The 26,633-nt window shown below is 53.2% G+C and carries 23 protein-coding genes; 11 read left to right on the top strand and 12 right to left on the bottom strand.

What is annotated here, in order from left to right; translation table 11 throughout:
• Positions 1 to 54: 54 nt before the first annotated feature.
• Positions 55 to 675 (bottom strand): FKBP-type peptidyl-prolyl cis-trans isomerase, encoded by a 621-nt coding sequence (locus BZG72_RS09065; RefSeq protein ID WP_077606404.1) that lies wholly within the window; start codon positions 673 to 675, stop codon positions 55 to 57.
• 125 nt (positions 676 to 800) lie between these two features.
• On the opposite strand from BZG72_RS09065, the gene BZG72_RS09060 reads away from it, so the two are divergent.
• Together BZG72_RS09060 and BZG72_RS09055 are read left to right on the top strand one after the other, a co-directional pair.
• Entirely contained in the window at positions 801 to 1,421 is a 621-nt protein-coding gene (locus BZG72_RS09060) for a LysM-like peptidoglycan-binding domain-containing protein (protein WP_158075458.1), read from the top strand.
• A 407-nt stretch (positions 1,422 to 1,828) separates the two neighbouring features.
• Positions 1,829 to 3,460, top strand: a complete 1,632-nt coding sequence (locus tag BZG72_RS09055; RefSeq protein WP_077638675.1) for a methyl-accepting chemotaxis protein — start codon at positions 1,829 to 1,831, stop codon at positions 3,458 to 3,460.
• A gap of 64 nt (positions 3,461 to 3,524) precedes the next feature.
• On the opposite strand, the gene BZG72_RS09050 is transcribed toward BZG72_RS09055, so the two are convergent.
• Both BZG72_RS09050 and BZG72_RS09045 read right to left on the bottom strand, forming a co-directional pair.
• Entirely contained in the window at positions 3,525 to 3,992 is a 468-nt protein-coding gene (locus BZG72_RS09050; protein WP_077666598.1) for a GNAT family N-acetyltransferase, read from the bottom strand.
• 79 nt (positions 3,993 to 4,071) lie between these two features.
• Complete coding sequence (locus BZG72_RS09045) at positions 4,072 to 6,027, bottom strand: bifunctional 2',3'-cyclic-nucleotide 2'-phosphodiesterase/3'-nucleotidase (protein ID WP_443508082.1); 1,956 nt, start codon at positions 6,025 to 6,027, stop codon at positions 4,072 to 4,074.
• 291 nt (positions 6,028 to 6,318) lie between these two features.
• On the opposite strand from BZG72_RS09045, the gene cysG reads away from it, so the two are divergent.
• From cysG to cysC, 5 genes are read left to right on the top strand one after another with little or no spacing between them, the layout of a single operon-like run.
• On the top strand, positions 6,319 to 7,746 hold the full coding sequence (cysG, locus tag BZG72_RS09040) for a siroheme synthase CysG (protein WP_077606400.1): 1,428 nt from the start codon (positions 6,319 to 6,321) through the stop codon (positions 7,744 to 7,746).
• Positions 7,747 to 7,758: 12 nt separating this feature from the next.
• Positions 7,759 to 8,667, top strand: coding sequence for a sulfate adenylyltransferase subunit CysD (gene cysD / locus BZG72_RS09035; protein ID WP_046074308.1), 909 nt, complete (start codon positions 7,759 to 7,761; stop codon positions 8,665 to 8,667).
• A gap of 9 nt (positions 8,668 to 8,676) precedes the next feature.
• A complete protein-coding gene (gene cysN, locus BZG72_RS09030) occupies positions 8,677 to 10,101 on the top strand; it encodes a sulfate adenylyltransferase subunit CysN (RefSeq protein ID WP_077606399.1) in 1,425 nt (474 codons plus the stop codon).
• Between the two features lie 3 nt (positions 10,102 to 10,104).
• A complete protein-coding gene (locus BZG72_RS09025) occupies positions 10,105 to 11,847 on the top strand; it encodes an SLC13 family permease (protein WP_077666596.1) in 1,743 nt (580 codons plus the stop codon).
• A gap of 34 nt (positions 11,848 to 11,881) precedes the next feature.
• Positions 11,882 to 12,508, top strand: coding sequence for an adenylyl-sulfate kinase (cysC, locus tag BZG72_RS09020; protein WP_077666595.1), 627 nt, complete (start codon positions 11,882 to 11,884; stop codon positions 12,506 to 12,508).
• On the opposite strand, the gene BZG72_RS09015 is transcribed toward cysC, so the two are convergent.
• The 5 genes from BZG72_RS09015 to zrgA form a co-directional block, all read right to left on the bottom strand.
• Positions 12,505 to 13,407, bottom strand: coding sequence for a TIGR03899 family protein (locus BZG72_RS09015; protein WP_046074304.1), 903 nt, complete (start codon positions 13,405 to 13,407; stop codon positions 12,505 to 12,507). The two genes, cysC and BZG72_RS09015, sit on opposite strands and share 4 nt — an antisense overlap.
• Before the next feature lie 239 nt (positions 13,408 to 13,646).
• On the bottom strand, positions 13,647 to 14,144 hold the full coding sequence (locus BZG72_RS09010) for a DUF3299 domain-containing protein (protein WP_077606396.1): 498 nt from the start codon (positions 14,142 to 14,144) through the stop codon (positions 13,647 to 13,649).
• 3 nt (positions 14,145 to 14,147) lie between these two features.
• The gene (locus BZG72_RS09005) at positions 14,148 to 15,407 is read right to left on the bottom strand and encodes an ABC transporter permease (protein ID WP_077666594.1); all 1,260 of its coding nucleotides are present in this window, start codon (positions 15,405 to 15,407) and stop codon (positions 14,148 to 14,150) included.
• Positions 15,404 to 16,099, bottom strand: coding sequence for an ABC transporter ATP-binding protein (locus BZG72_RS09000; protein WP_077666593.1), 696 nt, complete (start codon positions 16,097 to 16,099; stop codon positions 15,404 to 15,406). Before BZG72_RS09000 ends, BZG72_RS09005 begins: the two co-directional genes overlap by 4 nt.
• 40 nt (positions 16,100 to 16,139) lie before the next feature.
• A complete protein-coding gene (zrgA, locus tag BZG72_RS08995; RefSeq protein WP_077666592.1) occupies positions 16,140 to 16,868 on the bottom strand; it encodes a zinc uptake protein ZrgA in 729 nt (242 codons plus the stop codon).
• 187 nt (positions 16,869 to 17,055) lie between these two features.
• Between zrgA and BZG72_RS16230 the strand changes: the two genes are divergently transcribed.
• Entirely contained in the window at positions 17,056 to 17,202 is a 147-nt protein-coding gene (locus BZG72_RS16230; protein ID WP_158075265.1) for a hypothetical protein, read from the top strand.
• 78 nt (positions 17,203 to 17,280) lie between these two features.
• Here the strand turns inward: BZG72_RS16230 and BZG72_RS08985 are convergent, their stop codons facing one another.
• Positions 17,281 to 17,838, bottom strand: coding sequence for a YtfJ family protein (locus BZG72_RS08985; protein WP_046074298.1), 558 nt, complete (start codon positions 17,836 to 17,838; stop codon positions 17,281 to 17,283).
• Between the two features lie 373 nt (positions 17,839 to 18,211).
• Between BZG72_RS08985 and BZG72_RS08980 the strand changes: the two genes are divergently transcribed.
• On the top strand, positions 18,212 to 18,418 hold the full coding sequence (locus BZG72_RS08980) for a DUF1107 domain-containing protein (RefSeq protein WP_025673598.1): 207 nt from the start codon (positions 18,212 to 18,214) through the stop codon (positions 18,416 to 18,418).
• Between the two features lie 82 nt (positions 18,419 to 18,500).
• Here the strand turns inward: BZG72_RS08980 and msrA are convergent, their stop codons facing one another.
• Positions 18,501 to 19,133 carry a peptide-methionine (S)-S-oxide reductase MsrA gene (gene msrA, locus BZG72_RS08975; protein WP_443508081.1) on the bottom strand — a complete coding sequence of 211 codons (633 nt, stop codon included), beginning with the start codon at positions 19,131 to 19,133 and terminating at the stop codon, positions 18,501 to 18,503.
• Between the two features lie 188 nt (positions 19,134 to 19,321).
• Here msrA and tamA point away from each other — a divergent pair, with 188 nt between their 5' ends.
• Positions 19,322 to 21,025: an autotransporter assembly complex protein TamA gene (tamA, locus tag BZG72_RS08970; protein ID WP_241832533.1), complete on the top strand. Its 1,704-nt coding sequence runs from the start codon at positions 19,322 to 19,324 to the stop codon at positions 21,023 to 21,025.
• Positions 21,022 to 24,792 carry an autotransporter assembly complex protein TamB gene (gene tamB, locus BZG72_RS08965; protein ID WP_077666590.1) on the top strand — a complete coding sequence of 1,257 codons (3,771 nt, stop codon included), beginning with the start codon at positions 21,022 to 21,024 and terminating at the stop codon, positions 24,790 to 24,792. Before tamA ends, tamB begins: the two co-directional genes overlap by 4 nt.
• 49 nt (positions 24,793 to 24,841) lie before the next feature.
• Here the strand turns inward: tamB and ppa are convergent, their stop codons facing one another.
• Both ppa and fbp read right to left on the bottom strand, forming a co-directional pair.
• A complete protein-coding gene (gene ppa, locus BZG72_RS08960) occupies positions 24,842 to 25,369 on the bottom strand; it encodes an inorganic diphosphatase (RefSeq protein WP_046074295.1) in 528 nt (175 codons plus the stop codon).
• Positions 25,370 to 25,495: 126 nt separating this feature from the next.
• Positions 25,496 to 26,518: a class 1 fructose-bisphosphatase gene (fbp, locus tag BZG72_RS08955; RefSeq protein ID WP_077638668.1), complete on the bottom strand. Its 1,023-nt coding sequence runs from the start codon at positions 26,516 to 26,518 to the stop codon at positions 25,496 to 25,498.
• Positions 26,519 to 26,633 lie beyond the last annotated feature (115 nt).

Genomic DNA, 26,633 nt, shown 5'->3' with positions numbered 1-26,633 from the left:
ATGCCGAGGCATCGCTTTTTCATTCCTGATTTGGCGCTTGTATTCAGTCAGCGATTACAGGATGTCGAGTAGCTCAACTTCAAAGACAAGGGCGGCAAACGGAGGAATGGCTGCGCCCGCACCACGCTCGCCATAGGCGAGATCTTGTGGCACATACAACTTCCACTTAGAGCCTACCGGCATCATTTGCAGGGCTTCAATCCAACCTTTAATCACGCCAGTCACCGGGAATTCAACCGGCTCACCACGTGTGACTGAGCTATCAAATACACTGCCGTCAATCAATTGACCATGGTAGTGAACACGCACCTGCTTATCGCTGGTTGGAATTTCACCGTCACCTTGTACCAGTACTTCGTACTGCAAACCTGAATCTGTCACGGTGACGCCTTCGCGCTTGGCATTGTCTGCCAAGAAGGCATCGCCTTCTGCTGCTTGTGCTTTTGCAGCCTCTTGACGAACTTCTTCCGCTTTTGTGTGAAGCTCACGCAATGCGTTATTGATGTCGTCAATTTCAATCTCTGGCATTTCGCCAGCCAGCGCGGTGCTGATGCCTTTTGCAATGGCATCAACATGTAAGCCTTCTAGGCCGCTACCGGCAAGCTGTTGGCCCATTTGTAGGCCGATGCCATAGCTCGCCTTCTGCTCGACAGTTTCCAGTTGTACGTCAGACATAACGTCTCTCTTTTTTGCGTCAATAAAGTGTGAAAGGATAACAGGTGATGGTTTCGTGGGTAAACTTTTGTGCCAATAAGGCGTCCAAGATGAGGACAAAACAACAAAACATGCGCGGAGTGGCAATGAAGTTAACAGCAATGCGTTCATACTGGAACAAACTGCGTGCTGGATGGCGAGAGAAACTCACAGCGGGATGGGAAAACCGTCCTAGCGTAAAAAGCCTACATGGTTTGACGGGGCTAAAGCAGGGTTGGCAACGCCTACCGGCTTTACACCGACGCCTATTGATGGTGCTTATCCCGACTGTATTGGTGTTGGCTGTGCTTCCTAGTCCCTCGCCCAAAGCCCCCTCGCCCCAAACTCGTCAACCCGTCGCCCTGAATACAGGGGCGAATGTATCGTCAGCGTCGCAAAGTGATTCGTCAGTCGCGGCGTCAACTGCTGAGCCTGCGACTCAACAAGCTGAAAAAAAAGAAAATAGCCCTTGGGTGAGCCATCAAATTGAGCCCGGTGACACGCTGGCCAAAGTCTTTCGTCGCTACGATCTAGCGTTAACCGATCTGTATGCGATTGCCAATATTGAAGGTGAGGGAAAGCCGATTAGTCGCATCCAGCCAGGGCAGTGGATCCGCTTTAAACGTACACAGAGTGGTGCGTTAGATATTCTGCAAATCGAAACCGAGAAAGGGCAATCGGTACTCTATTTCCGTTTGTCTGATGGCGGTTTTGCTCGCCAACGCTAGTCTTTTGACGCCACGAGCCCAACCGAAAGCACTGGTAACAGGGTGCTTTCGGTAGTCAACCTCTCTTTATCTCAGCCTTGTTCTGTCTTTTTTCTACTCGATGTGTGATTAAAGTCGCTGCCGGACGATTTTTGATCTACTTTTTATAAATCGGTCAATAGAGCCGAATACGCTACACCATTGGGGCGGAAAAGGGATAAGTTGCTGTTCAGGGCAAGAATGCTTACACAATCAGCCATCATTGTATGACAGACTTTTTGCAAAAATAATGAGTCTTTCATCACACTTTGGTTATTTTTTGTGCTAGTATTCGTGCCGCTGTGTAGGACAGACACGCAAGCCCGCCTCAACATGGATGTCTAGGCATTAACACGCTAATCACTAATTTGTTGAGGACTCGCTTTTCCATGTTGAAAAATCTATCTATTGGTAAAAAGTTTACGGCGGCTTTTTCCCTGATTGGTATCGCTGTGGTGATCTTTGGGTTTTATATCTATACCCAAGTCAGCGGCATGCGCGATAATATGCTGAACTTTACGGACGATACCCTCCCCGCAGTGCTTGAGATCGAGCGACTCAATGAAGAGATAATACGTATTCGTCAAGATCAGTATGCGGTTCTCACCTTTAGTGATCCGGCAGAACGACGTGAAATCTTGGGTGAAATCGATGTCATGAAGCGCGATTATAGCCGCGCGCTTGATGCCTATGAAGAAAGCCTTTGGTACGACAACGAGCGTGCTATTTTTACTCGTATTCAAAATCACTGGGACCAATACAATCAAGAGCTCAGTGCCTTTCCTGACAGGGTCGAAGCGGGACAACTGACCGCGGCGCAAAAAATCCTGTCGAACTCGTTCGGCACCTTTGGCCAGTTGGATAAATCGCTTAAAGAAATGTCTGAGCTGACCCAAGGGTTTATTACCTCAAACCGCACCTCCATGCTGAATCAAGTGTCGACGGTGAGCATGACCATTATCGGGGTATTGTTTGCGGTGATTGCCTTTATGATTGTGGTCGCGATTATCTTCACCCGCGCGATTATCAATCCGCTACGCTTGGTGATGGAGCAGTCGTCTGCGATTGCCAAGGGCGACCTGACTTACCAGTTGGATCGTAGCCAGATTGGTAATGATGAAATGGGTAAATTGGCCGACTCCAGTATCGCCATGCAAGATAGCTTGCGTAGCTTGATTGAAGAAGTGATTGCCGCGGTCACTCAATTGAGCAGTGCGGTAGAAGAAGTGAGTGCGGTTTCTAGCCAAACCTCCAGCGGTATGCAAAATCAGCAGCATGAAGTATCACAAGTCGCGACCGCGATGGCGCAAATGAAAGCCACCGTGGCGGATGTGGCGCAGAACACCGAGAGCTCATCCACCGCGGCCAATGAAGCGAGTGAACAGTCGCGCATGGGCGCACAAGACATTGACGGTATGGTGGCCTCGATTCGCAAAGTCGCCGAGGACATGCGTCAAACCGGCGATACTGTGAATGAATTGGATCAGCAGTCGAAACAAATCAACATGGTGGTGGATGTGATTCGTGATATCGCTGAGCAAACCAACTTGTTGGCCTTGAACGCAGCGATTGAAGCGGCACGTGCCGGAGAGTCGGGCCGTGGCTTTGCGGTGGTTGCCGATGAAGTGCGTACCCTCGCGGGCCGAACGCAAGATTCGACCGGTGAAATCACCACTATCATTGAGAAACTGCAGCAGTTTGCAACCCAAGCGCGCAACGCCACCACCCAAAGCTGTGAAAGCATTGAGCAATGTGTGGAGCAGGGCGATCAGGCGCAGCAATTGGTGCGTGGGATTGAAACCTCGGTTGAGAACATTGCTGATATGGGCATGCAGATCGCCAGTGCCTGTGGTGAGCAAGACTCAGTGGCGGATGAGCTCAGTCGCAATATCGAGCGCATCAATGATTCAGCACAAGAAGTGGCGGGTGGCGCCGATCAAACTGCGCAAGCCTGTAGCGAATTGAGCCAATTGGCGCAATCACTGCAAAGCACTATGCAGCGTTTCCGCCTGACAAAATAATCGCGAAACGATCGCGCACGCTTCATGACAATGAATCCCGCTCCTTGAGCGGGATTTTTTTTGCTTAAATGGCAGACGTCTCACTGACTGATAAGCGCATATCGATATGTGGGATACCGTCTTCTAAGTAAACGTCGGAAAACGCGACAAAATCGTGCTTTTGGTAAAAGCGCTGTAGGTGTGCTTGAGCGCCTATTTCGATGTTTTGCGCGGGCCATTGCTGTTGGCATACTTGAATGGCTTGGCGGATCAGCTGATGACCCCATTGCCCATTGCGATGAGTGGGTGCAATGATCACGCGGCCAATACTGCTCCCTGGGTAACTTGCCCCGGGGGCGAGAATACGGGCATAGGCGGCGAGCTCTCCGTTCAGCCAGCCCATTAAATGCACGGTATCTGGCGCCGTATCGTGCGTGTCCAGCTCTGGATAGGCGCAGGCTTGCTCAACCACAAACACATCGACACGCAATTTCATCAGTGTGAATAAAGTGCGCGTATCCAGCGCGTCAAAGGTTGCCTGTTGCCATTCCATGTCATTTCCTCTTGATTGAACATAAAAAATACCGCAGACAGGCTGCGGTATTCAAAGGCTATTTATCTTTCTGTGTTAATTACTGGCGAGGTTGGCCTAAATCAACATGATAAACGGCAAAGCCGACCTCATCTTTTCCTTCTCGCGTCATCGACCAGCGGCCTTTTTGCTCAATAAACTGCGCCGCTTGCTCACTCGGGGAGGTTTCAAAGCTCACCACGGCATCTCCCTTAATCGGGGCAATCGACCAGTTATTGTCAGCGCTAACGGTCACCTCACCTTCCTCTTCACTCACGCGACTGATGTAGTTGGCGACCACGGTGCGGTTTTCATCCGGCGCGGCAAAGGCAATATGATCGCTGCCGGTGCCCGGGAACTTCGCGCCATACGCACGGTAGTTATTGGTCGCCACCAAGAAGGTTTGCTCGGGATCAACCGACTCGCCTTGATAGGTGAGGTTGACGATCCGTGATGCCTCTGGGTTCACTTCATTACAATCGCCGTCGTAACGCGCGGGCTGGGTGACATCAATTTGGTATTCCACCCCATCAATCACATCAAAGTTATAGGTGCGGAAACCGTCCCAGTTGATTAGCGATTGCGGCTGCGCTGCGTTTGGATCGATTTGATTAAACTGGCCGGCGCTGCACTCCAGCCATTGGGTGAGTTCGGCGCCAGAGACTTTCAGCGCCACCAAGGTATTCGGATATAGGTAAAGATCGGCGGCGTTGCGGAAGGTCAGTTGACCGGCTTCCACTTCCGTAAAGTTGCTCGGATCGTTTTTGCGTCCACCGGCCTTAAAGGGCGCAGCGGCAGAGACAACCGGAAGGTCGGCCAAATCTGGGTCGCCTTGGATCATGCGCTCGACATAATCTTGTTGAGCGAGATTGACGATTTGTACGGTTGGGTCATCTTGTAGCAATGCCAAATAAGAGTACATCACATCATTGGCTTTGCCGATTGGTTGATTCACAAAATCTTGTGTGGCTTTATGATCGGCTTCTACCGCATCAAGCATCGCCTTATCGGCTTCAACCAATGCCTTATTGTTGGCGCGGTCAAAAATGGGTCGCGCATGCGCGTTGCTATCAGTGACTTGCCATTGACCGTCCACTTGCTCGAGGGCGAGATCAATCACCCCGACGTGGCTGCCCCAGCGGCCAGCCATCACACTGGCCACGCCATTGATGGTGCCTTTTTCGATATCCGCGCCGGGAATATTGGCAAAGTCCTCGCCGGGGAACACCGCGTGTGAGTGACCAAAGGCAATGGCATCAATGCCGTCGACATCGGTGAGGTAATACACGGAATCTTCAGCCATCGCTTTATACGGCGCTTGGGAGATCCCAGAGTGTGGGATTGCCACCACCACGTCTGCACCCTTGGCTTTCATCTCTGGGACGAGCTTTTCAGCGGTTTGTTTAATGTCTTTGGCGATCACTTTGCCTTCAAGGTTGGCTTTATCCCAAGTCATGATCTGCGGTGGCACAAAGCCGATGTAGCCGACTTTGATGGTATGGCTGTCACCGTCTTCATCTTTGAGTTGGTATTCTTTAATCAAATACGGGTCAAAGTAATGCTCGCCAGTCTCTGCATCGAACACGTTGGCGTTGATATACGGGAAGTTGGCGTCGTTAATCGACTCTTTTAAGAATGCTAGACCGTAGTTGAATTCATGGTTACCGATGTTACCCACTTCATAATTGAGCAAGTTCATCGCTTTATATACCGGATGTACTTCACCGGGTTTAATGCCTTTGCTGGCCATGTAGTCGCCCATCGGGCTGCCTTGAATCAGGTCACCGTTATCCACCAATAGTGCGTTTTGTGCTTCATCACGCGCTTGCTTAACCACAGTGGCGGCGCGAACCAAGCCGATTTTTTGTGACGGTTTGTTTTTGTAGTAGTCATAATCCATCACGTTGGTGTGAATGTCGGTGGTTTCAATCACACGTAGGTTAATGGTGTCGGCAAAGGCACTGCCAGAGGCGGCAAATAAGCCGGCTACTACAGCAGTGGCGACAGCAGATGGCATCAAACGCATAACAAAGTCTCCAGTGAAAAATGTGCGTTAGTTATCAGGCAGATGAATTATGCCGTTTCTCATACCTAGAAAGCTGTGCGATTGATCGGCTTATTATCTTCGGCTGTCGCTCAACACCGATATCTTGCACGCTTTGCGATCTCAGTCATCGTTAATCCTTTCAGGCAAAGGCACTTCAGATCTTTTAATCACAAAAAAGAATAAAAAATGAATTTATAGAATTTCAGGTAATAGATGTGGGGCGATATAGTGGCGGTATTGTCATCAAGGGAATGCGCGATCATGGATTATCTCCCCCTCTTTGCTCAGCTCAAAAACCGTCCTTGCCTCGTGGTAGGGGGCGGTGAAGTCGCATGGCGCAAAACGCGCATGTTGCTTAAGGTGGGCGCGGCCGTCACTGTGGTTGCCCCTGACGTCGACCGTGAAATTGCGGAGGCGCAAGCGCAAGGGAAATTGACCGTCTTGCGCGAGGCGTTTCGTCCCGAGCATCTGGATGGAAAGATACTGGCGATTGCGGCGACTGACAACGCCCTCGTCAATGAGCTGGTCTCCACCGCTGCTGACAGCCGCAATATCTTGGTCAATGTCGTTGATGATACCCCTAAGTGCAGCTTTATTGTCCCTTCTTTGGTTGATCGCTCCCCCATCATTATTGCCATCTCATCGGGCGGCAAAGCGCCAGTATTGGCGCGGATGTTACGAGAAAAAATTGAAACCCTGGTGCCGCAACATATCGGCAAGATGGCGGCAATGGCGGGTGCGTTTCGCGACAAACTGAAAGCGCGTATTCCGACCTTAACGGGCCGGCGCAAATTCTGGGAGGCCGCTTTTAGTGGGCGGTTTGCCGATTTAGTCGCGGCGGGCAAACACCAGCAAGCCGAGCAAGCGCTGGAACAGCTTAGTGGACAAATCACCACCCAAGGCGAAGTGGCGTTGATTGGTGCCGGGCCGGGGGATCCTGGGCTATTGACCTTGCGCGCGTTGCAATTGATGCAGCAAGCCGATGTGGTGCTTTACGACTACTTGGTGGCTGAACCGATTATGGAGCTGTGCCGCCGAGATGCAGAGCTGATCTGTGTGGGCAAACGGGCGAGCTACCACAGTGTGAGCCAAGACGACATCAATCGCCTGTTGGTCGAGCATGCTCGAGCCGGAAAGCGGGTAGTGCGCTTAAAAGGGGGCGATCCTTTCATGTTTGGCCGTGGTGGTGAGGAATTACAAACCCTTGCCAACGCCGGTGTCTCGTTTCAAGTGGTGCCCGGGATCACTGCAGCGGCGGGGGCGACGGCCTATGCCGGTATTCCGCTCACCCATCGCGATCATGCCCAGACCGCACTGTTTATTACCGGTCATTTGAAAAAAGAACAAGACACCTTGGAGTGGGCGACGTTAGCGCGCCCGCGTCAGACCTTGGTGATTTATATGGGATTGATGAAGTCGGCCCATATTCAAAGCCAACTGATGGCTCACGGCCGATCGCCGGACACCCCTGTGGCGGTGATTGAAAACGGCACGCGTCCGGAGCAGAAAGTCTTTACCGGTCAACTCAACAACTTACCGTCGCTGGCGGAGCAAGCTGCGTCGCCCGCGCTTATCGTGGTGGGCGAAGTGGCGGCACTCGCCGGTCAGCTGACATGGTTTGGCGAGGGGCGCGCGGTAAGCGATGCCGACCCCACGCAAGCCCCCACCGCTGTGGTTAACTTCGCTTAAAGGATAGTTAGGATGGATGCAAAAACACTCACTCACCTCCAGCAGTTAGAAGCCGAGAGCATTCATATACTGCGGGAAGTCGCGGCGGAGTTTGATAACCCCGTGATGCTGTATTCGATTGGCAAAGACTCATCAGTGATGCTGCATTTGGCGCGCAAAGCTTTTTACCCCGGGAAGATCCCGTTTCCGCTGCTGCATGTCGATACCGACTGGAAGTTTCGCGACATGATTGCCTTTCGCGATCGTACTGCCAAGGAGCTCGGGCTAGATCTGATTGTGCACAAAAACCCAGAAGGGATGGCTCAGGGGATCAATCCTTTTGATCACGGATCCGACAAGCACACCGATATCATGAAAACCCAAGCGCTAAAGCAGGCGCTGGATCAGCATAAGTTTGATGCGGCATTTGGCGGCGCGCGTCGGGACGAAGAAAAATCCCGCGCCAAAGAGCGTGTCTATTCGTTCCGTGATAAGAACCATCGCTGGGATCCGAAGAACCAACGGCCAGAGCTGTGGCGCAACTATAACGGTCAAGTGAACCCGGGCGAGAGCATTCGCGTGTTTCCGCTCTCTAACTGGACTGAGCTCGATATCTGGCAATACATCTATCTAGAAAATATCGACATTGTTCCGCTTTATTTAGCAGCCGAGCGCCCAGTGGTAGAGCGTGATGGCACCTTGTACATGGTGGATGATGCGCGGATGCCGATTGGGCCCGACGAAACCGTGACCCATAAATCGGTGCGTTTTCGCACCCTGGGCTGCTACCCATTGACCGGGGCAGTCGAGTCACACGCCAATACCTTGCCAGAGATCATCGAAGAGATGTTGGTCGCTACCTCGAGTGAGCGTCAAGGGCGGGCGATCGACCACGATCAGTCCGGGTCCATGGAGCGCAAGAAGCGTCAGGGTTATTTCTAAGGAGCAGTCATGAATCCAGCAATTCAACAACAGGTGGCCGATCTGGGTATTGAGGGTTACTTGCAACAGCACCAACACAAAAGTTTATTGCGCTTTCTGACCTGTGGCTCGGTCGATGACGGTAAATCGACCTTGATTGGCCGTTTGCTGCACGACTCGCAGCAGATCTATGAAGATCAGCTGGCTGCGGTCCATGCCGATAGCCAGCGTGTCGGCACAACGGGCGAGAAACCCGATCTGGCGCTACTGGTAGACGGCCTGCAAGCCGAGCGTGAGCAGGGGATCACCATTGATGTGGCGTACCGGTATTTCTCCACCTCCAAACGTAAGTTTATCATTGCCGATACCCCCGGCCATGAGCAGTACACCCGTAATATGGCTACCGGCGCGTCGACCTGTGATGTGGCGGTGATCTTAATCGACGCGCGTCACGGCATCTTAGATCAGACCCGCCGCCATTCATACATCGCTAACTTACTGGGTATTCAGCATTTTGTGGTAGCGGTGAACAAGATGGATTTGGTGGAATATAGCCAAGCCCGATTTAATGAAATCCAAGAGCAATATTTGGCGTTTGCCGATCAGCTCAACCCCGGCTTGTCGGTGTCTATGGTGCCCTTGTCGGCACTGGAAGGCGACAATGTGGTCAATGCCAGTGACGCGATGGCGTGGTATCAAGGCGAGCCGCTGCTCAGCCAGCTAGAAGCCATCGACATTGAAAAATCGCGCGGGACGGGCGCATTCCGTTTTCCGGTGCAGTATGTCAATCGACCAGATCTGAACTTTCGCGGTTACGCGGGCACCCTTGCCAGTGGCGAGTTGCATGTGGGCGATGAGGTTAAGGTACTCCCCTCTGGGCTTACCGCGAAGGTCGCGCGCATCGTCACCTTTGACGGTGATCGTGAATTTGCCTTTAGCGGTCAGGCGGTTACCCTCACTTTGGATAGAGAAATTGATATTTCGCGTGGCGATCTCTTGGTGCGAGCGGACGATGACGTGGCGGTGGGGCAACGATTTGACGCCGACGTAGTGTGGATGACGCAAACCCCACTGGCTCCGGGGCGCGAATACGAGATTAAGTTGGCCAGCAAGAAAACCTCGGCGCAGGTTGAGTCGCTGTCCTATGGGGTCGATGTGAATACGCTTAACACCCATGACGCAGACACCTTGCCGCTCAATGGCATTGGTCGTTGCACCTTGACCCTGAGCGAAGCGGTGCCGCTGGATACCTATCACGATAGCCCGAATACCGGTGGCTTTATCCTGATTGATCGCCTCACCAATGTGACGGTCGGCGCGGGCATGATCCGTCATGTGGCGGAGACGCAGCCGCAAACCACCTCGTCGTTCTCAGCGTTTGAGCTTGAGTTAAACCAGCTGATCCGCAAGCACTTTCCGCATTGGCAAGCGCGGGATCTGCGTCAACTGGGATAAACGATGAGTTGGCAGGAAACCACGGTACTCACCTTGCTGGTGGCGATTGTCGCCGGCTTGGTGCTCACCCGCATAAAGCCTGTACTCTTGTTTGCGGGGGCCGCGTTTGTGGCGTTCCAAACCGGGCTCACCTCGGTTGAAGCGCTGACGGCGAACTTTACCGCGCCATCACTGCTGACCTTGGTATTGCTGATTTTGGTTTCTTGTGCGTTGGAGAAAACCCATCTGACCAGCTGGGTCGCCCGACAGGCGTCGCACGGCGCGCTACCCACCGTGATTGCCAAATTAGGCATATCGAGCGCGCTGCTATCGGCGCTGGTCAATAACACAGCGGTGGTGGTGTCGATGATTGGCGCGATCAAGCGTAACCGACGTCACTCGCCCTCGCAGCTTTTGATCCCATTGTCATACAGCGCCATTCTCGGCGGCACCCTGACGCTGATTGGCACGTCCACCAATCTCATTGTGAACAGCTTTGTTGAGCGGGCGGGTTTACCCAGTTTGGGCTTTTTCACCCCAACGTTCATCGGTGCCGCGGCACTGGTGGCGGGGCTGTTGGTGTTAATTCCGTTCAGCTACCGGTTGCCACGCCAGGATGGTGAACAAGAAGAGAGCTTGCCGTATGTGCTTGAAGCACGGTTGGCCGCCGACTCACCCTTATGCGGTCGCAGTGTGGCAGACAATGGCTTGCGGGCACTACGCCGTTTGTACTTGGCCGAAATTCATCGTCAAGACGGCGTCATTGCGCCTGTGTGTCCGGATACGCCGTTATTGGCCGGTGACAAGTTGCAGTTTGCTGGCGATGTAGAAAGTGTCGCGACGTTACAAGAGATCCCGGGCCTGACCTTGTTCGGCCAGCATCACATTGATGGGCAAAATTTGATTGAGGTGGTGGTGAGCCACAGCGCCAGTATTTGTGGCAAAACCCTCAAAGCCGCCCGTTTTCGCGAGACCTTTGATGCCGTGGTGGTCGCCATTCGACGCGGCCATGAAAAACTCGACGGGGGACTGGGCAATATTCCTTTGCATGCCGGCGATACGCTGGTGTTGGTGCCGGGCAAAACCTTTCGCCAAGACAGCCAAGCGTTGCGGCGTGAATTCGTGCTCTTTAATGGCTTGGAAGCCAGTACCCGTCTTTCCGAGCGTAAAAGCGTTGCGGTATTGGCGGGATTTGTGGCGGTGATCGGCGCTGCCTTGCTGACCCCGATGCCACTGCTTAATGGCTTAGCCGCTTATTTGGTGGTGTTGCTGGTCAGCGGCATTATCTCCTTGCACGATTTACAACGCCGATTTCCGGTTGAAGTGGTGGTGATTGTCGGCGCGGCGCTGACATTGGCACAACTAATGTTGGCGTCAGGGCTGTCGGCGCGCTTTAGTGATTGGTTTATGGCGACCTTTAGCGCAGGGGGCGCGATAGGCGCGCTGGTGGCGGTGTACTTGCTGACTTTGTTGCTGACCGAGCTTATCACTAACAATGCCGCGGCGGCGCTGGCTTTTCCGCTGGGCTATAGCTTGGCGCTAGGGTATGGGGTGGATCCCATGCCCTTTGTGATGGCGGTGCTGTTTGGCGCCAGTGCCAGTTTTATTTCCCCTTACGGGTATCAAACCAATTTATTGGTATACAGCGTGGGCAATTACCAGCTACGTGATTATTTGCGTCTGGGACTGCCATTATCTGTGGTGTATTCCGCGGTGGTGCTCACCCTGTTACCGATTGTTTTTCCTTTAACGCCGGTGGCCTCTTAATCATGGCGTGGCCAACGAAATTGCGGAGACTTTCATGACTGACACTGTATCTGCGCCAACCGATCCCAATGTGATTTGGCATCAGCATCATGTTGATCAAGCCCAGCGCAGCGAACAAAAACAGCAGCAACCCGTGGTGCTTTGGTTTACCGGCTTGTCTGGCTCGGGCAAATCGACCATCGCGGGCGCGCTAGAGGCGGCCTTGGTGGCCGAAGGGCACCATACCTATTTGCTGGATGGTGATAATATTCGTCATGGCTTATGTCGCGATCTGGGGTTTTCCGATCAAGACAGGCGCGAGAATATTCGCCGGATTGGTGAAGTGGCCAAGTTGATGACCGATGCGGGCCTTATTGTCTTGAGTGCTTTTATCTCACCGTTTCGTGCGGAGCGAGAGATGGTGCGCGAGCGTTTGCCAGAGGGGCAGTTTATCGAAGTCTTTGTCGATACGCCGCTGACAGTGTGTGAGCAGCGCGACCCCAAAGGGCTGTACAAAAAAGCGCGTGCCGGCGAGATCCCCGCCTTTACTGGCATATCGTCAGACTATGAGCCACCGCAAACACCGGCGGTCCATTTGACCGGTGATCACAGCGTCGCTGAGCATGTGGCGACCTGCCTTCGCATACTGCGTGAGCGCGGAGTGTTGCGCTCGTCGGATTAAGCGTGGGTGTTGACCGTATCGCCCACATCGCTGTGCATCTCAAAGCCTTCGGCGAGCAACTCACAAATGGCGTGGTGGTAATCGGGATGCACGCGTTTACCGACCAGTTTTGCGAGCTCATGGCCGGTAGGACTAAAGCGGTAATAATAAAGACGCATCCCTTTGTGTAATGGGGTGAGCATGTATTGGGTGTCTTGCAGTTTAAACGGCATCGCTGGCTGCATTTCAATCACGCCGGATTCGAGCTCAGTGCGCAGGATCAGCCCCAAGTCCATCAACAGCATTAAGTCGGTGTAAGACAATTGATAGTGACCCAGCGAGAGTTTATGAGGCGGCTCTGGGCGCAGCAGTTGCACCAAGCCTTGGCGGCGGCGAAAACCGGTGACTAGCTTTTTGGTGCTGTCTTGACCAAAGGTGCTGGACAATGCACAGGCGCGTTGCAGTGCTTGCGCTTCGCGCTGGGTCATGGTCTCGAGAATGGTCAGTGCTTTAATTGAGGTGCTGCCGGGGCGGAGCATTTCTTGTTTGAGAATCTTCGCCCACAACTGCTGCATCGCATGGCCGTGAATATTGCGTGCTAAATCGAAAAAACGCACTAGCCAATCTGGGTCTGGGGTCTGAGCGGTTTCGCTATGACACTGGTCGTAGGTCAGAGCGATGATGGCTTCGAGATTGGCCTGCTGTTTTTGCATCACATGACGCTGGCGGTTGGCACTGCGGTGCGCGAGATCTTCCTGCTCAACTTCCTGCAGGCGCGCATCCACGTGATACTCACTGGCAATCGCTTTCAGTCGTCCTTTACTGCCACGCAGATCCGCGTCTTCTTTGTAACTGTGATCTTGATGTTGCCGTTTGTCGGGATGGGCGTCGACGACCACGGGTTTGTCTTGCTCTGCCATGCGAGTCTCACACTGATTGTCAGCAAAATTTAATGCTGGCAAATATGTTAATTAAAGATTAAATTTGTTAACATTATGAGTGTTAACAATCAAGTGTAGGGATGCGTGTGCGCAAGCAAAAACTCAACCCCATCAATCTGCTGTTGATTGCCGTGTACATTGGCGCACTGGCGATCTTGTCTCATTATATTGTCTGACAACATCGGGTGCGCCGATCGGGCTCACTGATTGATAGGGACTTATCCGTCGTCGTAGTCAGTTAATTCGGTGCCTTGTAGCACATATCCCACTTCTGCCAAGTCATGACTGACATGCTCGGTTTTCAGCGTGCCCTCGACATACACCACATCCCATAGTTGTTGAATCGGCGCGCCGCCGGCAAACTTTACATAAACAATCTGATTAGGTGGCGGTGGTGGGACATGGATACAGGCACCAAGAAAGGGCACCAATAGGAATTCCGTCACCACTTTATCGTCGCCTTCTAGAGGGATCACAAAGCCAGGGATTTTGACCTGGCTGTTGTTGAGCTCCGGGCGAACTGAGCCAACAAGACTTTGTGGATTCTCACTGTCGTGGCTGATTTCCGGCATCCCGCGGCTATCAAATTGGGCGCGTTCGTGCTCGGGGACCAAATCAATCCAATCTAGCGTGAGTGGCTCACTGCTTGCCCACGCCAGTGAGCTTAACAGGCCACTGAGTAAAGCGATAAGACCGAGCGTTATCCGTTTTTTCATCTGTTACACCTTAATTGTCATGCCATCGGCGAGCGCCTGTCGATAGGCCCGCCAGGCCGGGATCAAGCCCACGATAAAACCGGCGATTAACACACCTGCCATCAGTGATAGCTCATAAGAAGACGGCCAGTCGAGTGGCAAGAACAAGCCAAACTCACTGAGGATATAAGGCTGCGCCAGCGCCAGCCCGCCATAAAGCAGGAGCACGCCAAAGACGATCCCTGCGACGGTGAGCGCGACCGCCTCACTGACCAGAAGCAAAATAATATGCAAAGGACGCGCGCCCATCGCACGTAAGATTGCCATTTCTCGCCGACGTTCATTCAGGCTGGTAAGTAGGCTTGAAAGCATGCCCAAAAGCCCGGCGACGGCGACAAATCCGGAGATCACCAGCAGTGCTTGCTCGCCAACCCGCATCATACCCCAGAGTTCATGCAAGGCAATACCGGGCATAATCGCGGTGAGTGGCTCGCGTGGATAGGTATTAACCCAGCGCTGGACGGCAAAGGTTTTGATTTTGCTGTTTAGTCCCACCATCACCGCGGTCAGCTGCTCCGGCTGTAGCTCGCGTTGCTGCGCTTGCGCTTGGGTGAGACCTTGGCCGAGTCGCGCGCCACTTTCCCAGCCGACATGAATCGCTTCTATGGCTTCAAGCGACACATGCACACTGCGGTCGACGGGGGTGCCAGTGGGCGCCAAGATCCCGGTGACCGTAAAGGGTAAATTGTCATGCTGATTAAAGCCTTTGTCGGCCAGTCCATGGGCAATGATCAGACTATCGCCCATCTTGTATCCCAGCTCTTTCGCCACTTGGGCGCCAATCACGGTATCAAATAAGCCGGAAAACGGGCCGCCTTGGCGAAAGGCGAGTGGTTGTTTTTGACCATATTGATAATGAGCAAAGTAATCATTGGTGGTGCCGACCACGCGAAAGCCGCGATGAGAATCGCCCAGTGAAATGGGAATGGTCCAATTCACATCCGAGTGCTCACGAAGGCGCTGGTAACTGTCCCAGCCGATATTGTTGGTGGCGTTACCAATACGAAACACCGAGTAGAGCAGTAAATTAATGGGACCGGAGCGGGCACCGACAATTAAATCGGTGTTGGAGATGGTGTTGGCAAAGCTGGCTTTAGCTTGGGTGCGCACCTTCTCCACCCCGAGTAAGAGCACCACGGCGATGGTGACAGTCAGCAAAGAGAGCAGGGCGGTGGCGCGGCGATTCTTGAGGCTTTGCCCTGCCAACCCTAGTAGTGAAATCATTGGTTGGCCTCCTCGCGGTGTATGGTGCGATTAAGCGCGGGAAGCGAGACATCGCGGTCAAACAAGGGCGCCAATTGGCTGTCATGGCTGACAAACAATAAGCTGCTATTAGCTTCACGGCATCGGTCTTGAAGTAATTGAATAAAGGTATTTCGGGTGTCTGCGTCGAGCGCAGAGGTGGGCTCGTCAGCGATAATCAATGCTGGTGCCCCAATTAATGCGCGAGCCGCTGCGACCCGCTGTTGCTGGCCGATACTCAGTGCAGTGACTGGCTGATGGTAACAGTGCGTGGGAAGACCAAGTTTATCGAGTAAATAGGCGGCCTCTTGGTGTGCAGGCTGGCTGAGTGCCTGACGCCGCGTGTGAGAAAAGCGCAGCGGGACGGTGACATTGTCAATCACCGATAAATAGGGCAGCAGATTAAATTGCTGAAAAATATAACCAATGTGGTTAGCACGGAACTGATCCCGTTGACGATCATTCAGTGCGGTTAGCGCTTGATGATTGACCGTCAGTGTTCCCGATTGTGGGGTATGAATGCCTGCAATCAGGCTCAGCAGGGTGGATTTCCCGCTGCCACTGGGGCCTTTTAAAAATACATGCTCGCCCTCACCGACCGCAAAGATGTCGATATCTAAGATCGGTTGCGGCTGATCTGGCCACGTAAAACGCAGTTGTTCGATGGTTATCATGCCTGACAGGGGCGCTTAACGCGCCCCGCCTCCTTGTTCACTACCACTGGATGTGCGACTTGGCACGATTCAAGGTGTCTACCCAGACCTTATCATCAGTAAAGGCCTGAATTTTGATGGTTTCTGTGTTGGGGAACAGGCTAAACCAATCAGTTTGCAATTCGGTGAAGGCTTGCGGGTTTTGGCAAACGAATTGGTAGTTCGCTGATAAGGTGTTGTGGTTACCGTGATCATGCCCATGATGCTCATCGTGGCCGTGGTGCTCGTCGTGGTCATGGTGCTCATCGTGGCCGTGGTGCTCGTCGTGGTCATGGTGCTCATCGTGGCCGTGGTGCTCGTCGTGGTCATGGTGCTCATCGTGGCCGTGGTGCTCGTCGTGGTCATGGTGCTCATCGTGGCCGTGATGCTCGTCGTGGCCGTGATGCTCATCGTAGTCGCTAAAACTGCTGGTGACTTTGGCCTCGGCGAGCTGGCAGTTTGCCTCTTTGGCTAGCTGGAAGCGTTTCCCACCATCACGCAGCAGCGCATAAGCATCTTCGAGTGTTTGCTGGTCGGCGGCATTTTTCGGGTGGTGCTCAAACCCAACCACATCATGGCCGGGTGCGGTCAGTTCAATCAGCACGCGCTCACCGTCTTGGGCGAGGCTTGCGGTGACTTCACCGTGCACATGGGCATCGAACGACTGATAGTTGGCTTCCTCGGCGAGCGTGGCTGTGGACGCGGTTGCGATGGCCATGGCGATAACATTGGGTAAAAAACGCGTTTTCATTGGGTTCTCCTAGTGAATAAATGGGTTAAATCATTGTGGTATTTATTCGACTAGGTGGGTCGCGCGCCGAAAAGGCGATGGCGATGTGGTAAGCACGTGGTGGCTTAGAAAGGGTAATAATTGCGTTGACCACATAGGTGGGCGCAGGTGCTGTGACAGCATAAGCTAAGAGGGCGGGTGGCACCAAGTGGCAGGCGCTGCAGTGCTCACTGTGATGCGTTGGAGTGAAAGTATCGAGGTGATGATGCCCCCACAGCCCAGCTTGGCTGAGCAGCAAAACAAACAGCAGATGGACGATCAATCGCCGAAACATACCAACTTCCGCGCCATATAAGTAATGTGATAACATAACAATTATCATCATCAACGCCAAGTATTGAATGGCAGCGCGGGCTGTCCCCGCGCGCGGTTGTTATTGGTTGACCAGTTGGGTGACTAAGCTGACGACTTGATTCACTTCATCGGCACTTAATTTGCCTTCTTTGACAAAACGCACTGAGCCTTTGTCATCCAATACAGCAATTAACGAGCTTTCTTCTTTTAGGCGCCACGCTTCGGCAACACTGCCGTTTTCGTCGAGCACGATAGAAGACCAACTAAACTCGCGTTTACTGTCTTCGGCTGATGATTTCACAAAGCCACCGGTGCCCCACATGGCATCATCTTGGTTAATGATGGTGGTGGTTTGGTAGCGAGCGTCATCAAAGTCTGCGGCTGTGATGGCTTCCATTAACGGCGCGTTCATTTCCTTGGCACTACTGCGTCCGGCGATAGCTTGGATCACGCGCACCTTGCCTGGCAATTGCTCGGTTTGCCAGTCTTGATAGACGATATCGTCGCCATTGAGGGTCAATTCGCCATGCTCGGCGACCTTGGCTGAAGGTAAAGGTGCACCATTTTGGATCGTGTGCGCCATACTGGTGCCAGAGAATAACGCAAAGACGAGAGCAAGTAGGGTGGTTTTTTTCATTATTAATCATCCATGTTTGTGGTCACTATTTGGCATCAGGTGCCAAGTTATCTATGGTTACGCCAGACGGTGATTTGTGCCAAGTATCTAAGGTGAATCCGTGCGCAAGATCGGAATTTTATCCGGTGATCTTAAAAAGCCTTGGCTCGTCATCGATCAAACGAGGGAACTTTTGGTGTTGTGTTGCCTCTAACACTGTGTTGGTCACCTTGGCAAGGTGGCACTTTGCTTGCTTAGCTTTGTACGCGGAGATGGTTAGATAATCTTCTGCTCTCCATGGTGGTAGCTCATATTTGCTGTGAACAGTGAATGAATCGGGTTACCGTTTCGGTCTGTTAATCAGACTTTGTTGAGAAAAAAGAAAGGGATCCTTATGCTTCGCATCTTTCGTCAATATCGACCAACCCAGATTGCGCGGTATGTGAAACGATTTTTTAAGGGCCGACTCTATATCGAAGGTGTAGGCGCGTTTGAGTTTGATGGTGGCCGTTTACTGCCGCCGGGACATAGTGACAAACGAGCGTTATCGGTAATGACCGAGGTGAATAAAGAAATTAAAGCCATGGCCATTACCGCATAAACATCGCCACACTGAAAAAACACGTCCAACCGGACGTGTTTTTTTATGCCTAGCCATTTAGCAATGGTTAATTGCCAAAGGCTTATTGTGGTGGGAAACACACACCTGTGCCACCTAAGCCGCAGTAGCCTTGCGGATTTTTGTGCAAGTACTGCTGGTGGTCAGTTTCCGCGAAATAGTACGCGCCAGCGGGTGCGATCTCAGTGGTGACCGCATCTGGCTTATCCGCCTCTCTCAATGCCGCCTGATAGGTCGCTAGACTCGCCTCGACGCTGGCTTGGTCCGCTGGATCGCAATAGTAAATTGCGGAACGATATTGCGGGCCGACGTCATTGCCTTGACGCATGCCTTGGGTCGGATCGTGGTTTTCCCAGAACACTGCAAGTAGGGTGTCTAAACTCACCACTGACGGGTCAAAAATCACGTTAACGACTTCGGCATGGCCGGTTTGCCCTGTGCACACGTCTTGATAACGCGGATGCTGGGTGACGCCGCCACTGTATCCGACCGATGTCATGACTACCCCTGGCTGTTGCCACCACTTTCGCTCGGCCCCCCAAAAACAGCCCATGCCAAAAATAACCTGTTTTTGACCGGCCGCTGGCGTGGCCGTGATAGGCTGATTAAATACCGCGTGCGGTTCGGTTGGAATAATAGGATCGGTGCGATCGGCTATCGCATTGTCAGGTTGGGTAAAGGAAGATTGCATCGACATAGGCATCCTTTGACTGCTGTGATGGAAAAGCGCAACGCGTGCTGCTTTGCGCGTTAATGGTTGGCGTTCAGGCATGGCTCCCGCACCTTGTGATCAACATGGTACTGGCATCCATCCCCGCTCAACACGTAATATGGCAAGATATCATCAATTTAGCCGGGCGACACCCGGGTAATGGATCTCACTGTATGAATATACGGCTACTCCCGCTATTCGCGATCGCTATCAGCTTGATGGCTAGCGTTGCTCGTGCGGATGTCGACATTGATATTGAAGGGCTAGACGGCATTGCACAAGACAACGTCGAGACCTATCTCGCGGCGATTGCCCCAGAAGAGCGAGATGGCTCCTACCGATTTATAGCCCGGGTCGAAAAAGATGTGCGCAAAGCGCTGCAAGCGGTGGGCTTTTATCAACCCAAGATCACCACGCGAATGGATGAAGACGCCACGCTGGAGGTCAAGGTTGACCCAGGTAAACCCGTTCGCTTGGCACAAGTGGATGTGGTGTTCAATGGCGAAGCTAATATGGATGATGACTTTCATGCTCTCATCGCCCAAGGGCCTCAGCCGGGCGCGAGGCTCAATCACAGTGATTACGAGACGCTAAAAAGCCAGATTCAAAGTTTGGCAGTGAAAAAGGGATATTTTGATGGTCGCTTTACGCAAACGCGATTAGAGGTTGCCCCTGATCGTCAGCAGGCCTTTATTCGGCTTCACTTTGCCAGTGGTAAGCGCTATCACTTTGGTGCGATTCGCTACCAAGGTGCGCAAATTCAGTTGCAGCGTCTCGACACTTTACGTGATTTTTCTCCGGGCGAGCCGTATCGCGTGTCGGTATTGGGCGAGTTTAACCAAGCTCTCGCGAATACCGGTTGGTTCGCCAGTGCCTTGGTGCAAGCGGACATGGAAGAAGCCGATGACAACGAAGTGCCGATCAAGGTGACGCTCACCCCTGAAGCACGCAACAAGTTTGAAACCGGGATTGGGTACTCCACCGACATTGGTCCGCGGTTCAAGTTTAACTGGCGAAAGCCTTGGTATAACTCACGCGGCCACAGTATCAACACATCACTAGCGATTTCTGAGCCCGAACAGACGCTAACCTCGACCTACAAGGTCCCCTTGGAGGATGTTTCCCGCGAGTATTATCAAGTGCAGTTAGGGTTACAAAATACCGATCAACGCGATACCTCCAGCCTCGAAGTGTCCACCTCTGTCTCTCGCCATTGGCTGTATGATACCGGCTGGCAACGCAGTGTCTCATTGCGCTGGCTATATGAAAACTACACCCAAGGGCAAGATGAAGACATCGTTAGCGTGGTGCTGCCTGGGATCAATTTCACTCGCACCCGCGCTCGCGGTGGGTTAATGCCGCATTGGGGAGACAAACAATCTATTACATTGGAAGCAGCCGATCCGGTTTGGCTGTCCGACATCAGCTTGGTGCGCTTACAAGGGCGGAGTGCGTGGATTCGTAGTCTCAATAAAAACCATCGCGGCTTATTACGCGTTGATGGTGGCGCTTTGATTTCTGAAGAATTTAGTGAAGCGCCACCATCGTTGCGTTTTTTCGCCGGGGGCGACAACAGCATTCGTGGCTATGCCTACGAAACTGTTTCTCCGCGTGACGATAGCGGTCAGCTCAGTGGCGCGCGCTATATGTTAACCGGTACGTTAGAGTATCAATATCGCCTCGGCGGCAACTGGTGGTGGGCGTTATTTACCGATGGCGGTGATGCGTGGACCAGTCATTTATCGTGGAAGCGTGCGGCCGGTACCGGTATTCGCTGGTCATCGCCGGTCGGCCCGATTCGTCTTGATGTCGCCCATGGCTTTGATAATGACGATGATGATTTTCGTGTACACCTTACCTTGGGGCCTGAGTTATGAGTCGCTGGTTCGTCAGGCTAACGTTTATTGCGTTAATTGCTCTTTTTTCATTGGTGGGGCTAGTGGCGGCCGCACTTTTTACTCCGGTGGGTCTGCAAGTGGGCCTGTGGGGCGCGCAAAAAGCCTTGCCAGCGTTATCGGTCGATGAGGCCGAAGGCAGCCTGCTGACCGGCTTTATGCTGCAAGGGGTGCGCTATAAGGATGCGCAGCTGCAACTGAACGCCAAACAGCTGAATCTTGTTATTGAAGGTAAGTGCTTACTGACGCCTGAGCTTTGTATTGACCAATTGGCCGTCGAAGGGGTCACGCTCGATATTGATTTGCCCGCGAATAAGGAGGATACATCGTCGGAAGACGTATCCACGTCGGTTATCCACGCGCCGTTGCCTATTCATGTCAATGCCTTTGCTTTTAACGAGGTGGCGATTCAGGTCGCTGGACAGTCGGTGAGTTGGCACCAACTGCAAGGTGGCGTGCATTTTGTGGGTGATACGTTAACTGTATCGCCGACCGATTGGCAGCAGTTGGTGGTGAGTCTGCCGAGCAACACCGAGCCTCAACAAAATACCGACCAAGCGGTCGGCAAACCGGATAGCGCGGTGGCAAGCACACCATGGCACTACCCGGGCTTGGAGTTACCCACGGTGGCGCTGCCGCTGGCTATCGAAGTGGAGCAGCTTCGTCTGCAAGATACGCGGATTGAAGCGGGCACAGTACAAACCCTCTCAGCGTTATCTTTGGCGGGTAGCGTTCGAGGCAGTGCGGTAACCATTGATAGCTTCTCAGTGACCGCCCCCCAAGGCACGGCAAGCCTTGCAGGTGATATTACACTCGAAGGTGAGTACCCACTGACCTTGCAAACCCAGTTGACCACTCATCTCGCCCCCCTTCAAGGCCAAGCTTTATCACTGTCGGCCTCTGGAAGCCTGGCCGCGCTTGAGCTAAGCGCGAATGCGCGCGGTCCGGTGACAGCGACGCTGGAAGGAGAGGCAAACCTGCTGGCGGCGAACTTACCTTTTGCGGTGCAATTGGATAGCGAGGCATTGACGTGGCCGCTGACGGGGGAAGCGATCGCGGCATTACGCGAGCTACAATTTCACGCCGATGGGGATTTGTCTGACTATCAGCTCGGCTTACAAACCGGTGTCGGCGGCCCTGACGTGCCAACCACTCAGCTGAATCTTGCCGGCCAAGGCAGCCTGACGGCGCTGACCCTCTCGCAGCTGGAGGCCAACACGCTCGGGGGCAAGGTGGCTGGCCGTGCCAGCGTAGATTGGTCCAGCGTGCCTTTTTGGCAAGCTGAGTTAGGCTTTGCCAATATTCAACCTCAGCAGCAATGGCCAGAGGTGACGGGAGATTTAACCGGTGCAATCAGCCACCGTGGCCGCTTAACCGCCCAAGGCGGCTGGGATGTGTCGGTGCCCACGTTGGTGGTGCATGGCGAGTTGCAAAAACTGCCGCTAGCGGTCGCGGGCGCGCTCAATGCGCATGATCGTGATGGCGATGGTCAGCCGAGCGTGTCAACACCGGGGTTGACGCTGTCACACGGTCCCAACCAAGTGACGGCGCAAGGGCAAGTGCGTGATGAGTGGCAAATGGGGCTATCGGTCGATATTGCTGATTTGTCGCAATCCTTGCCCATGCTCACTGGTGTGATCCGCGGAGATGCGCGACTGAGCGGGCCGTTTGCACAGCCAACCGCAAAGTTGGCACTCCATGCTAAGCAGCTGCGTTGGCAAGATGTGCGCATTAATCAGCTAACGGTAGACGGCAATCTTGCCGTGAAAGACCGCTTGGGTGGTGATCTGACGGTATTAGTATTGGGCGGGCGCTATCAAACCGCGCGTTTAGATAACCTCGATTTAACCGTGCGCGGTGATGAAGCCGCCCATCAGCTGGATTTGCGCTGGCAAGGGGCACCGGCGTCTGGCGCGCTGCGCATTGAAGGTGCATTGTCGCGAGACACAGGTTGGCAAGGAAAATTACTCGATACATCGGTGAGCGTGGAAGATCTTGGCGACATCGTGCAGCAAAGTGCAGCACCGATTACACTCCGTTTCGCCGATATGCAAACTGAGGTTGGCGAGCATTGTTGGCAGTGGCAAGCGACCTCTTTGTGTTTATCGCAACCAGCGACAATCGGCGCGCAAGGGGAGGTGGTTGCCAAGATTGAAGGCTTTGAAGCCGCGCAAATCGCTGCCTTCTTACCGCCGGAATGGCAACTTGATACACGTGCCAATGCCGCGGTTCATGCACGCTGGCAGCCTGACGCCTCGCCCGATGTGCAAGCCTCGATTGATATCGCGGATGGTGATGTGCGCCAGCAGGCCGACACACCACTGGTGATTGGCTGGCAGCATGCCAATCTCAATGCGCGTTGGCATCAGGATAAATTGCAAGGTGCGATGGCGCTGACATTGTCCGAAGGAGGCACCCTAGCCTCGGCCTTTACCTTGACCGATCTGTTGGCGCCAAGTCGCGCCTTATTGGGGGAGGTGACGGTCAATGACGTTCAACTCGCGACACTCGAACCTTTGCTGGGTAGCGATCAGCAAGCAGATATTAATGGTGAAGTGAACGCTAACTTGCGGATGGAGGGGCCGCTGACCTTGCCGAATGTGTATGGCGGGCTGACGATTGACGCGTTGCGAGTCAAAGGCTTGGCTTCACCTGTCGATGTGAACGATGGGCGGTTAGCACTCACGGTGGATGGTAAGCAAGGCAAGGTAGAAGGCGAGCTGGTGACGCCGGATGGTGTGCTGGCACTTAACGGCGATGGGCAATGGCCCAGCATGGACGACTGGCGCTTTGGCTTAAACGTGGCGGGGGATACCTTACGCGTCAACGTGCCGCCCATGGTGCGGCTGGATGTGGCACCTGACCTCACGGTATCGGCAACGCCGCATGATATGACTATTCGGGGCGATATTCGTGTGCCTTGGGGACGGATTGAAGTCGAGAATCTGCCCGAGTCTGCGATCACGGTCTCGGATGATACGGTCCTGCTGAAAGAGAACTATGTGCCAGAGGATATTGAGCAAAGTGAATCTGTGCCCTTTGATTTACAGACTGATGTGCGACTGGAGCTGGGGCAAGATGTGCAATTAGCGGCGTTCGGACTGAAATCGCGTTTGGCAGGAGCGCTGAACATCAAAAACAATCAGCAAGGTGCCTTAATTGTGGGGAATGTGAGCCTGCTGGACGGTACTTACCGCTCGTTTGGCCAAGACTTGCTGATTAAAAAGGGCGAGATCTTATTCAATGGCCCCGCTGATCAGCCGTATTTGCAGGTGGAAGCGATTCGAAATCCTGAACGCATCGAAGGGGATGTCACAGCAGGGATCCGTTTAACGGGGCCCGCCGATGACCCGGTTGCTGATGTGTTTATGGATCCGGCAGGCTCGCAGGCAAACGCCCTGTCTTATTTGTTACGTGGCCGCGCGCTTGATGCCGGCGCCGGTGATGCCAATATGACCTCGATGCTGATTGGCTTAGGCTTAGCGCAAAGTGGCAAGCTAGTGGGCGAAATCGGTCAAGCGTTCGGTGTGGAAGATCTCACTCTTGATACCGCTGGTGCTGGTGATGAGCAGAAAGTAGAAGTATCGGGTTATATCCTGCCCGATCTAGAGGTGAAATACGGTGTGGGGATCTTCGATGCGATAGGGGTGTTTACGGTGCGCTACCGATTGATGCAAGACCTTTATCTCGAAGCGGTCTCTGGGGTGGATCAAGCGGTGGATTTGCTCTATCAGTTTGAGATAAAATAGAAAAAAGCCCGCGAAGGCTCGCGGGCTTATGTGTCATTGACGCGGAGGATTACTGCTTTGCGCGCTCAAATGATGACAGGATTTCGTCTTTTGCCGCCTGGGCATCTTCCCAGCCATCCACTTTCACCCACTTGCCTGCTTCTAGCTCTTTATAGCGCTCGAAGAAGTGCGTGATTTGGGCTTTTAGCAGCTCAGGTAGGTCGTTCACGTCTTTCACGTGATCGTACTCTTTGGTTAGCTTGCTGTGCGGTACGGCGATCACTTTCGCATCTTCACCCGACTCGTCGGTCATTTTCAGCACGCCAACAGGGCGGCAGCGGATCACTGAGCCTGGTACCAATGGGAAGGGTGTGGGTACCAGCACGTCGACAGGGTCACCGTCCAACGACAAGGTGTGGTTCACATAGCCATAGTTACATGGGTAGAACATAGGCGTTGCCATGAAACGGTCAACGAAAACGGCGCCGCTGTCTTTATCGACTTCATACTTGATAGGATCGGCGTTAGCTGGGATCTCAATCACCACATAAATATCTTCAGGCAGCTCTTTGCCCGCAGGGACCTGGTTCAGGCTCATGGGATGTCCTTTTGTTTAATGAAAAAGTGTGTGCCAATTATAACCGCCAAGCGTGAAAATAACAGAGGCGACCGTGTTGGCCGCCTCTTTATCATGGAAGACTGTCGTTAGGCGTCTATTTTGCGCTTATTCGTCGTCATGATCCGGATAAGCGTCGAGATACTCCTCGACTTTATCGACCATATTGCTCGAGCCAACAAAGAATGGGACGCGCTGATGGAGCTCATTCGGAGCGATGTCCATGATTCGCTGGGTGCCATCGGTTGCTTTGCCGCCGGCTTGCTCGATAATAAACGCCATCGGGTTGCACTCATACAGCAAGCGCAGTTTGCCATTGGGGTAGGCGAGCGTGCTGGGGTAGAGGTAAATGCCGCCCTTTAGCAGGTTACGGTGAAAGTCAGCGACCAAGGAGCCAATATAACGCGACGTGTAAGGACGTTTCTCTTGTGGGACGTTTTCTTGACAGTATTTGATATATTTTTTGACGCCTTGCGGGAACTTGATGTAGTTCCCTTCGTTAATCGAGTAGATATTGCCGTCTTTAGGAATGGTCATGTTTTCGTGAGACAGGCAAAACAGGCCGAGGGATGGGTCATAAGTGAAACCATGCACACCATCACCGGTGGTGTAAACCAACATGGTCGATGAGCCGTAAATGATATAGCCGGCGGCGACTTGGCGGTGACCGGGCTGGAGAAAATCTTCTTCGGTGGGCGGTGTCCCCACAGGCGAGACGCGGTGGTAAATGGAGAAAATGGTGCCAACAGAGACGTTAACATCAATGTTAGAGGAGCCATCAAGTGGGTCAATCAACACCACATATTTGGCATTACGGTTAAGCTGTTTATTAAAAATAACCGCGTCATCTTCTTCTTCGCTGGCCACGCCACACACTTGATCGCGCGCTTCCATCGCGGCTTTAAATTTTTCGTTGGCATAGACGTCGAGTTTTTGCTGCTCTTCGCCTTGTGCGTTTTCCGTCCCAATCGCGCCGGCAATGTCGACTAAGCCGGCTTTGTTGATTTCACGGTTAACAATTTTGGCGGCCAGACGAATCGAGGCGAGAAGAGAAGATAAATCGCCGCTAGCATGCGGAAACGCGTGTTGCTTCTCAACAATGTACTCGCCGAGGGTCTTAATGTCGGGCATTCTCAATCCTTAATGATGATGAACTGTCTTTCTTGTGCAATCGGATACATGGGCAGTGGGCTGCCTCTTGGAATCGCCGCTATTCTAGCTTTCGTGACTTTTTAATCGTACTGAA

This window comes from Salinivibrio sp. PR6 (genome assembly GCF_001995955.1).
Lineage (GTDB): Bacteria > Pseudomonadota > Gammaproteobacteria > Enterobacterales > Vibrionaceae > Salinivibrio > Salinivibrio siamensis.
This window is presented reverse-complemented; position numbering and strand designations above follow the sequence as displayed.

Coding starts and splice junctions, on each gene's coding strand:
- BZG72_RS09065 (WP_077606404.1), bottom strand. CDS start 675: ATGTCTGACGTACAACTGGAAACTGTCGAGCAGAAGGCGAGCTATGGC.
- BZG72_RS09060 (WP_158075458.1), top strand. CDS start 801: ATGAAGTTAACAGCAATGCGTTCATACTGGAACAAACTGCGTGCTGGA.
- BZG72_RS09055 (WP_077638675.1), top strand. CDS start 1,829: ATGTTGAAAAATCTATCTATTGGTAAAAAGTTTACGGCGGCTTTTTCC.
- BZG72_RS09050 (WP_077666598.1), bottom strand. CDS start 3,992: ATGGAATGGCAACAGGCAACCTTTGACGCGCTGGATACGCGCACTTTA.
- BZG72_RS09045 (WP_443508082.1), bottom strand. CDS start 6,027: ATGCCATCTGCTGTCGCCACTGCTGTAGTAGCCGGCTTATTTGCCGCC.
- cysG (WP_077606400.1), top strand. CDS start 6,319: ATGGATTATCTCCCCCTCTTTGCTCAGCTCAAAAACCGTCCTTGCCTC.
- cysD (WP_046074308.1), top strand. CDS start 7,759: ATGGATGCAAAAACACTCACTCACCTCCAGCAGTTAGAAGCCGAGAGC.
- cysN (WP_077606399.1), top strand. CDS start 8,677: ATGAATCCAGCAATTCAACAACAGGTGGCCGATCTGGGTATTGAGGGT.
- BZG72_RS09025 (WP_077666596.1), top strand. CDS start 10,105: ATGAGTTGGCAGGAAACCACGGTACTCACCTTGCTGGTGGCGATTGTC.
- cysC (WP_077666595.1), top strand. CDS start 11,882: ATGACTGACACTGTATCTGCGCCAACCGATCCCAATGTGATTTGGCAT.
- BZG72_RS09015 (WP_046074304.1), bottom strand. CDS start 13,407: ATGGCAGAGCAAGACAAACCCGTGGTCGTCGACGCCCATCCCGACAAA.
- BZG72_RS09010 (WP_077606396.1), bottom strand. CDS start 14,144: ATGAAAAAACGGATAACGCTCGGTCTTATCGCTTTACTCAGTGGCCTG.
- BZG72_RS09005 (WP_077666594.1), bottom strand. CDS start 15,407: ATGATTTCACTACTAGGGTTGGCAGGGCAAAGCCTCAAGAATCGCCGC.
- BZG72_RS09000 (WP_077666593.1), bottom strand. CDS start 16,099: ATGATAACCATCGAACAACTGCGTTTTACGTGGCCAGATCAGCCGCAA.
- zrgA (WP_077666592.1), bottom strand. CDS start 16,868: ATGAAAACGCGTTTTTTACCCAATGTTATCGCCATGGCCATCGCAACC.
- BZG72_RS08985 (WP_046074298.1), bottom strand. CDS start 17,838: ATGAAAAAAACCACCCTACTTGCTCTCGTCTTTGCGTTATTCTCTGGC.
- BZG72_RS08980 (WP_025673598.1), top strand. CDS start 18,212: ATGCTTCGCATCTTTCGTCAATATCGACCAACCCAGATTGCGCGGTAT.
- msrA (WP_443508081.1), bottom strand. CDS start 19,133: ATGTCGATGCAATCTTCCTTTACCCAACCTGACAATGCGATAGCCGAT.
- tamA (WP_241832533.1), top strand. CDS start 19,322: ATGAATATACGGCTACTCCCGCTATTCGCGATCGCTATCAGCTTGATG.
- tamB (WP_077666590.1), top strand. CDS start 21,022: ATGAGTCGCTGGTTCGTCAGGCTAACGTTTATTGCGTTAATTGCTCTT.
- ppa (WP_046074295.1), bottom strand. CDS start 25,369: ATGAGCCTGAACCAGGTCCCTGCGGGCAAAGAGCTGCCTGAAGATATT.
- fbp (WP_077638668.1), bottom strand. CDS start 26,518: ATGCCCGACATTAAGACCCTCGGCGAGTACATTGTTGAGAAGCAACAC.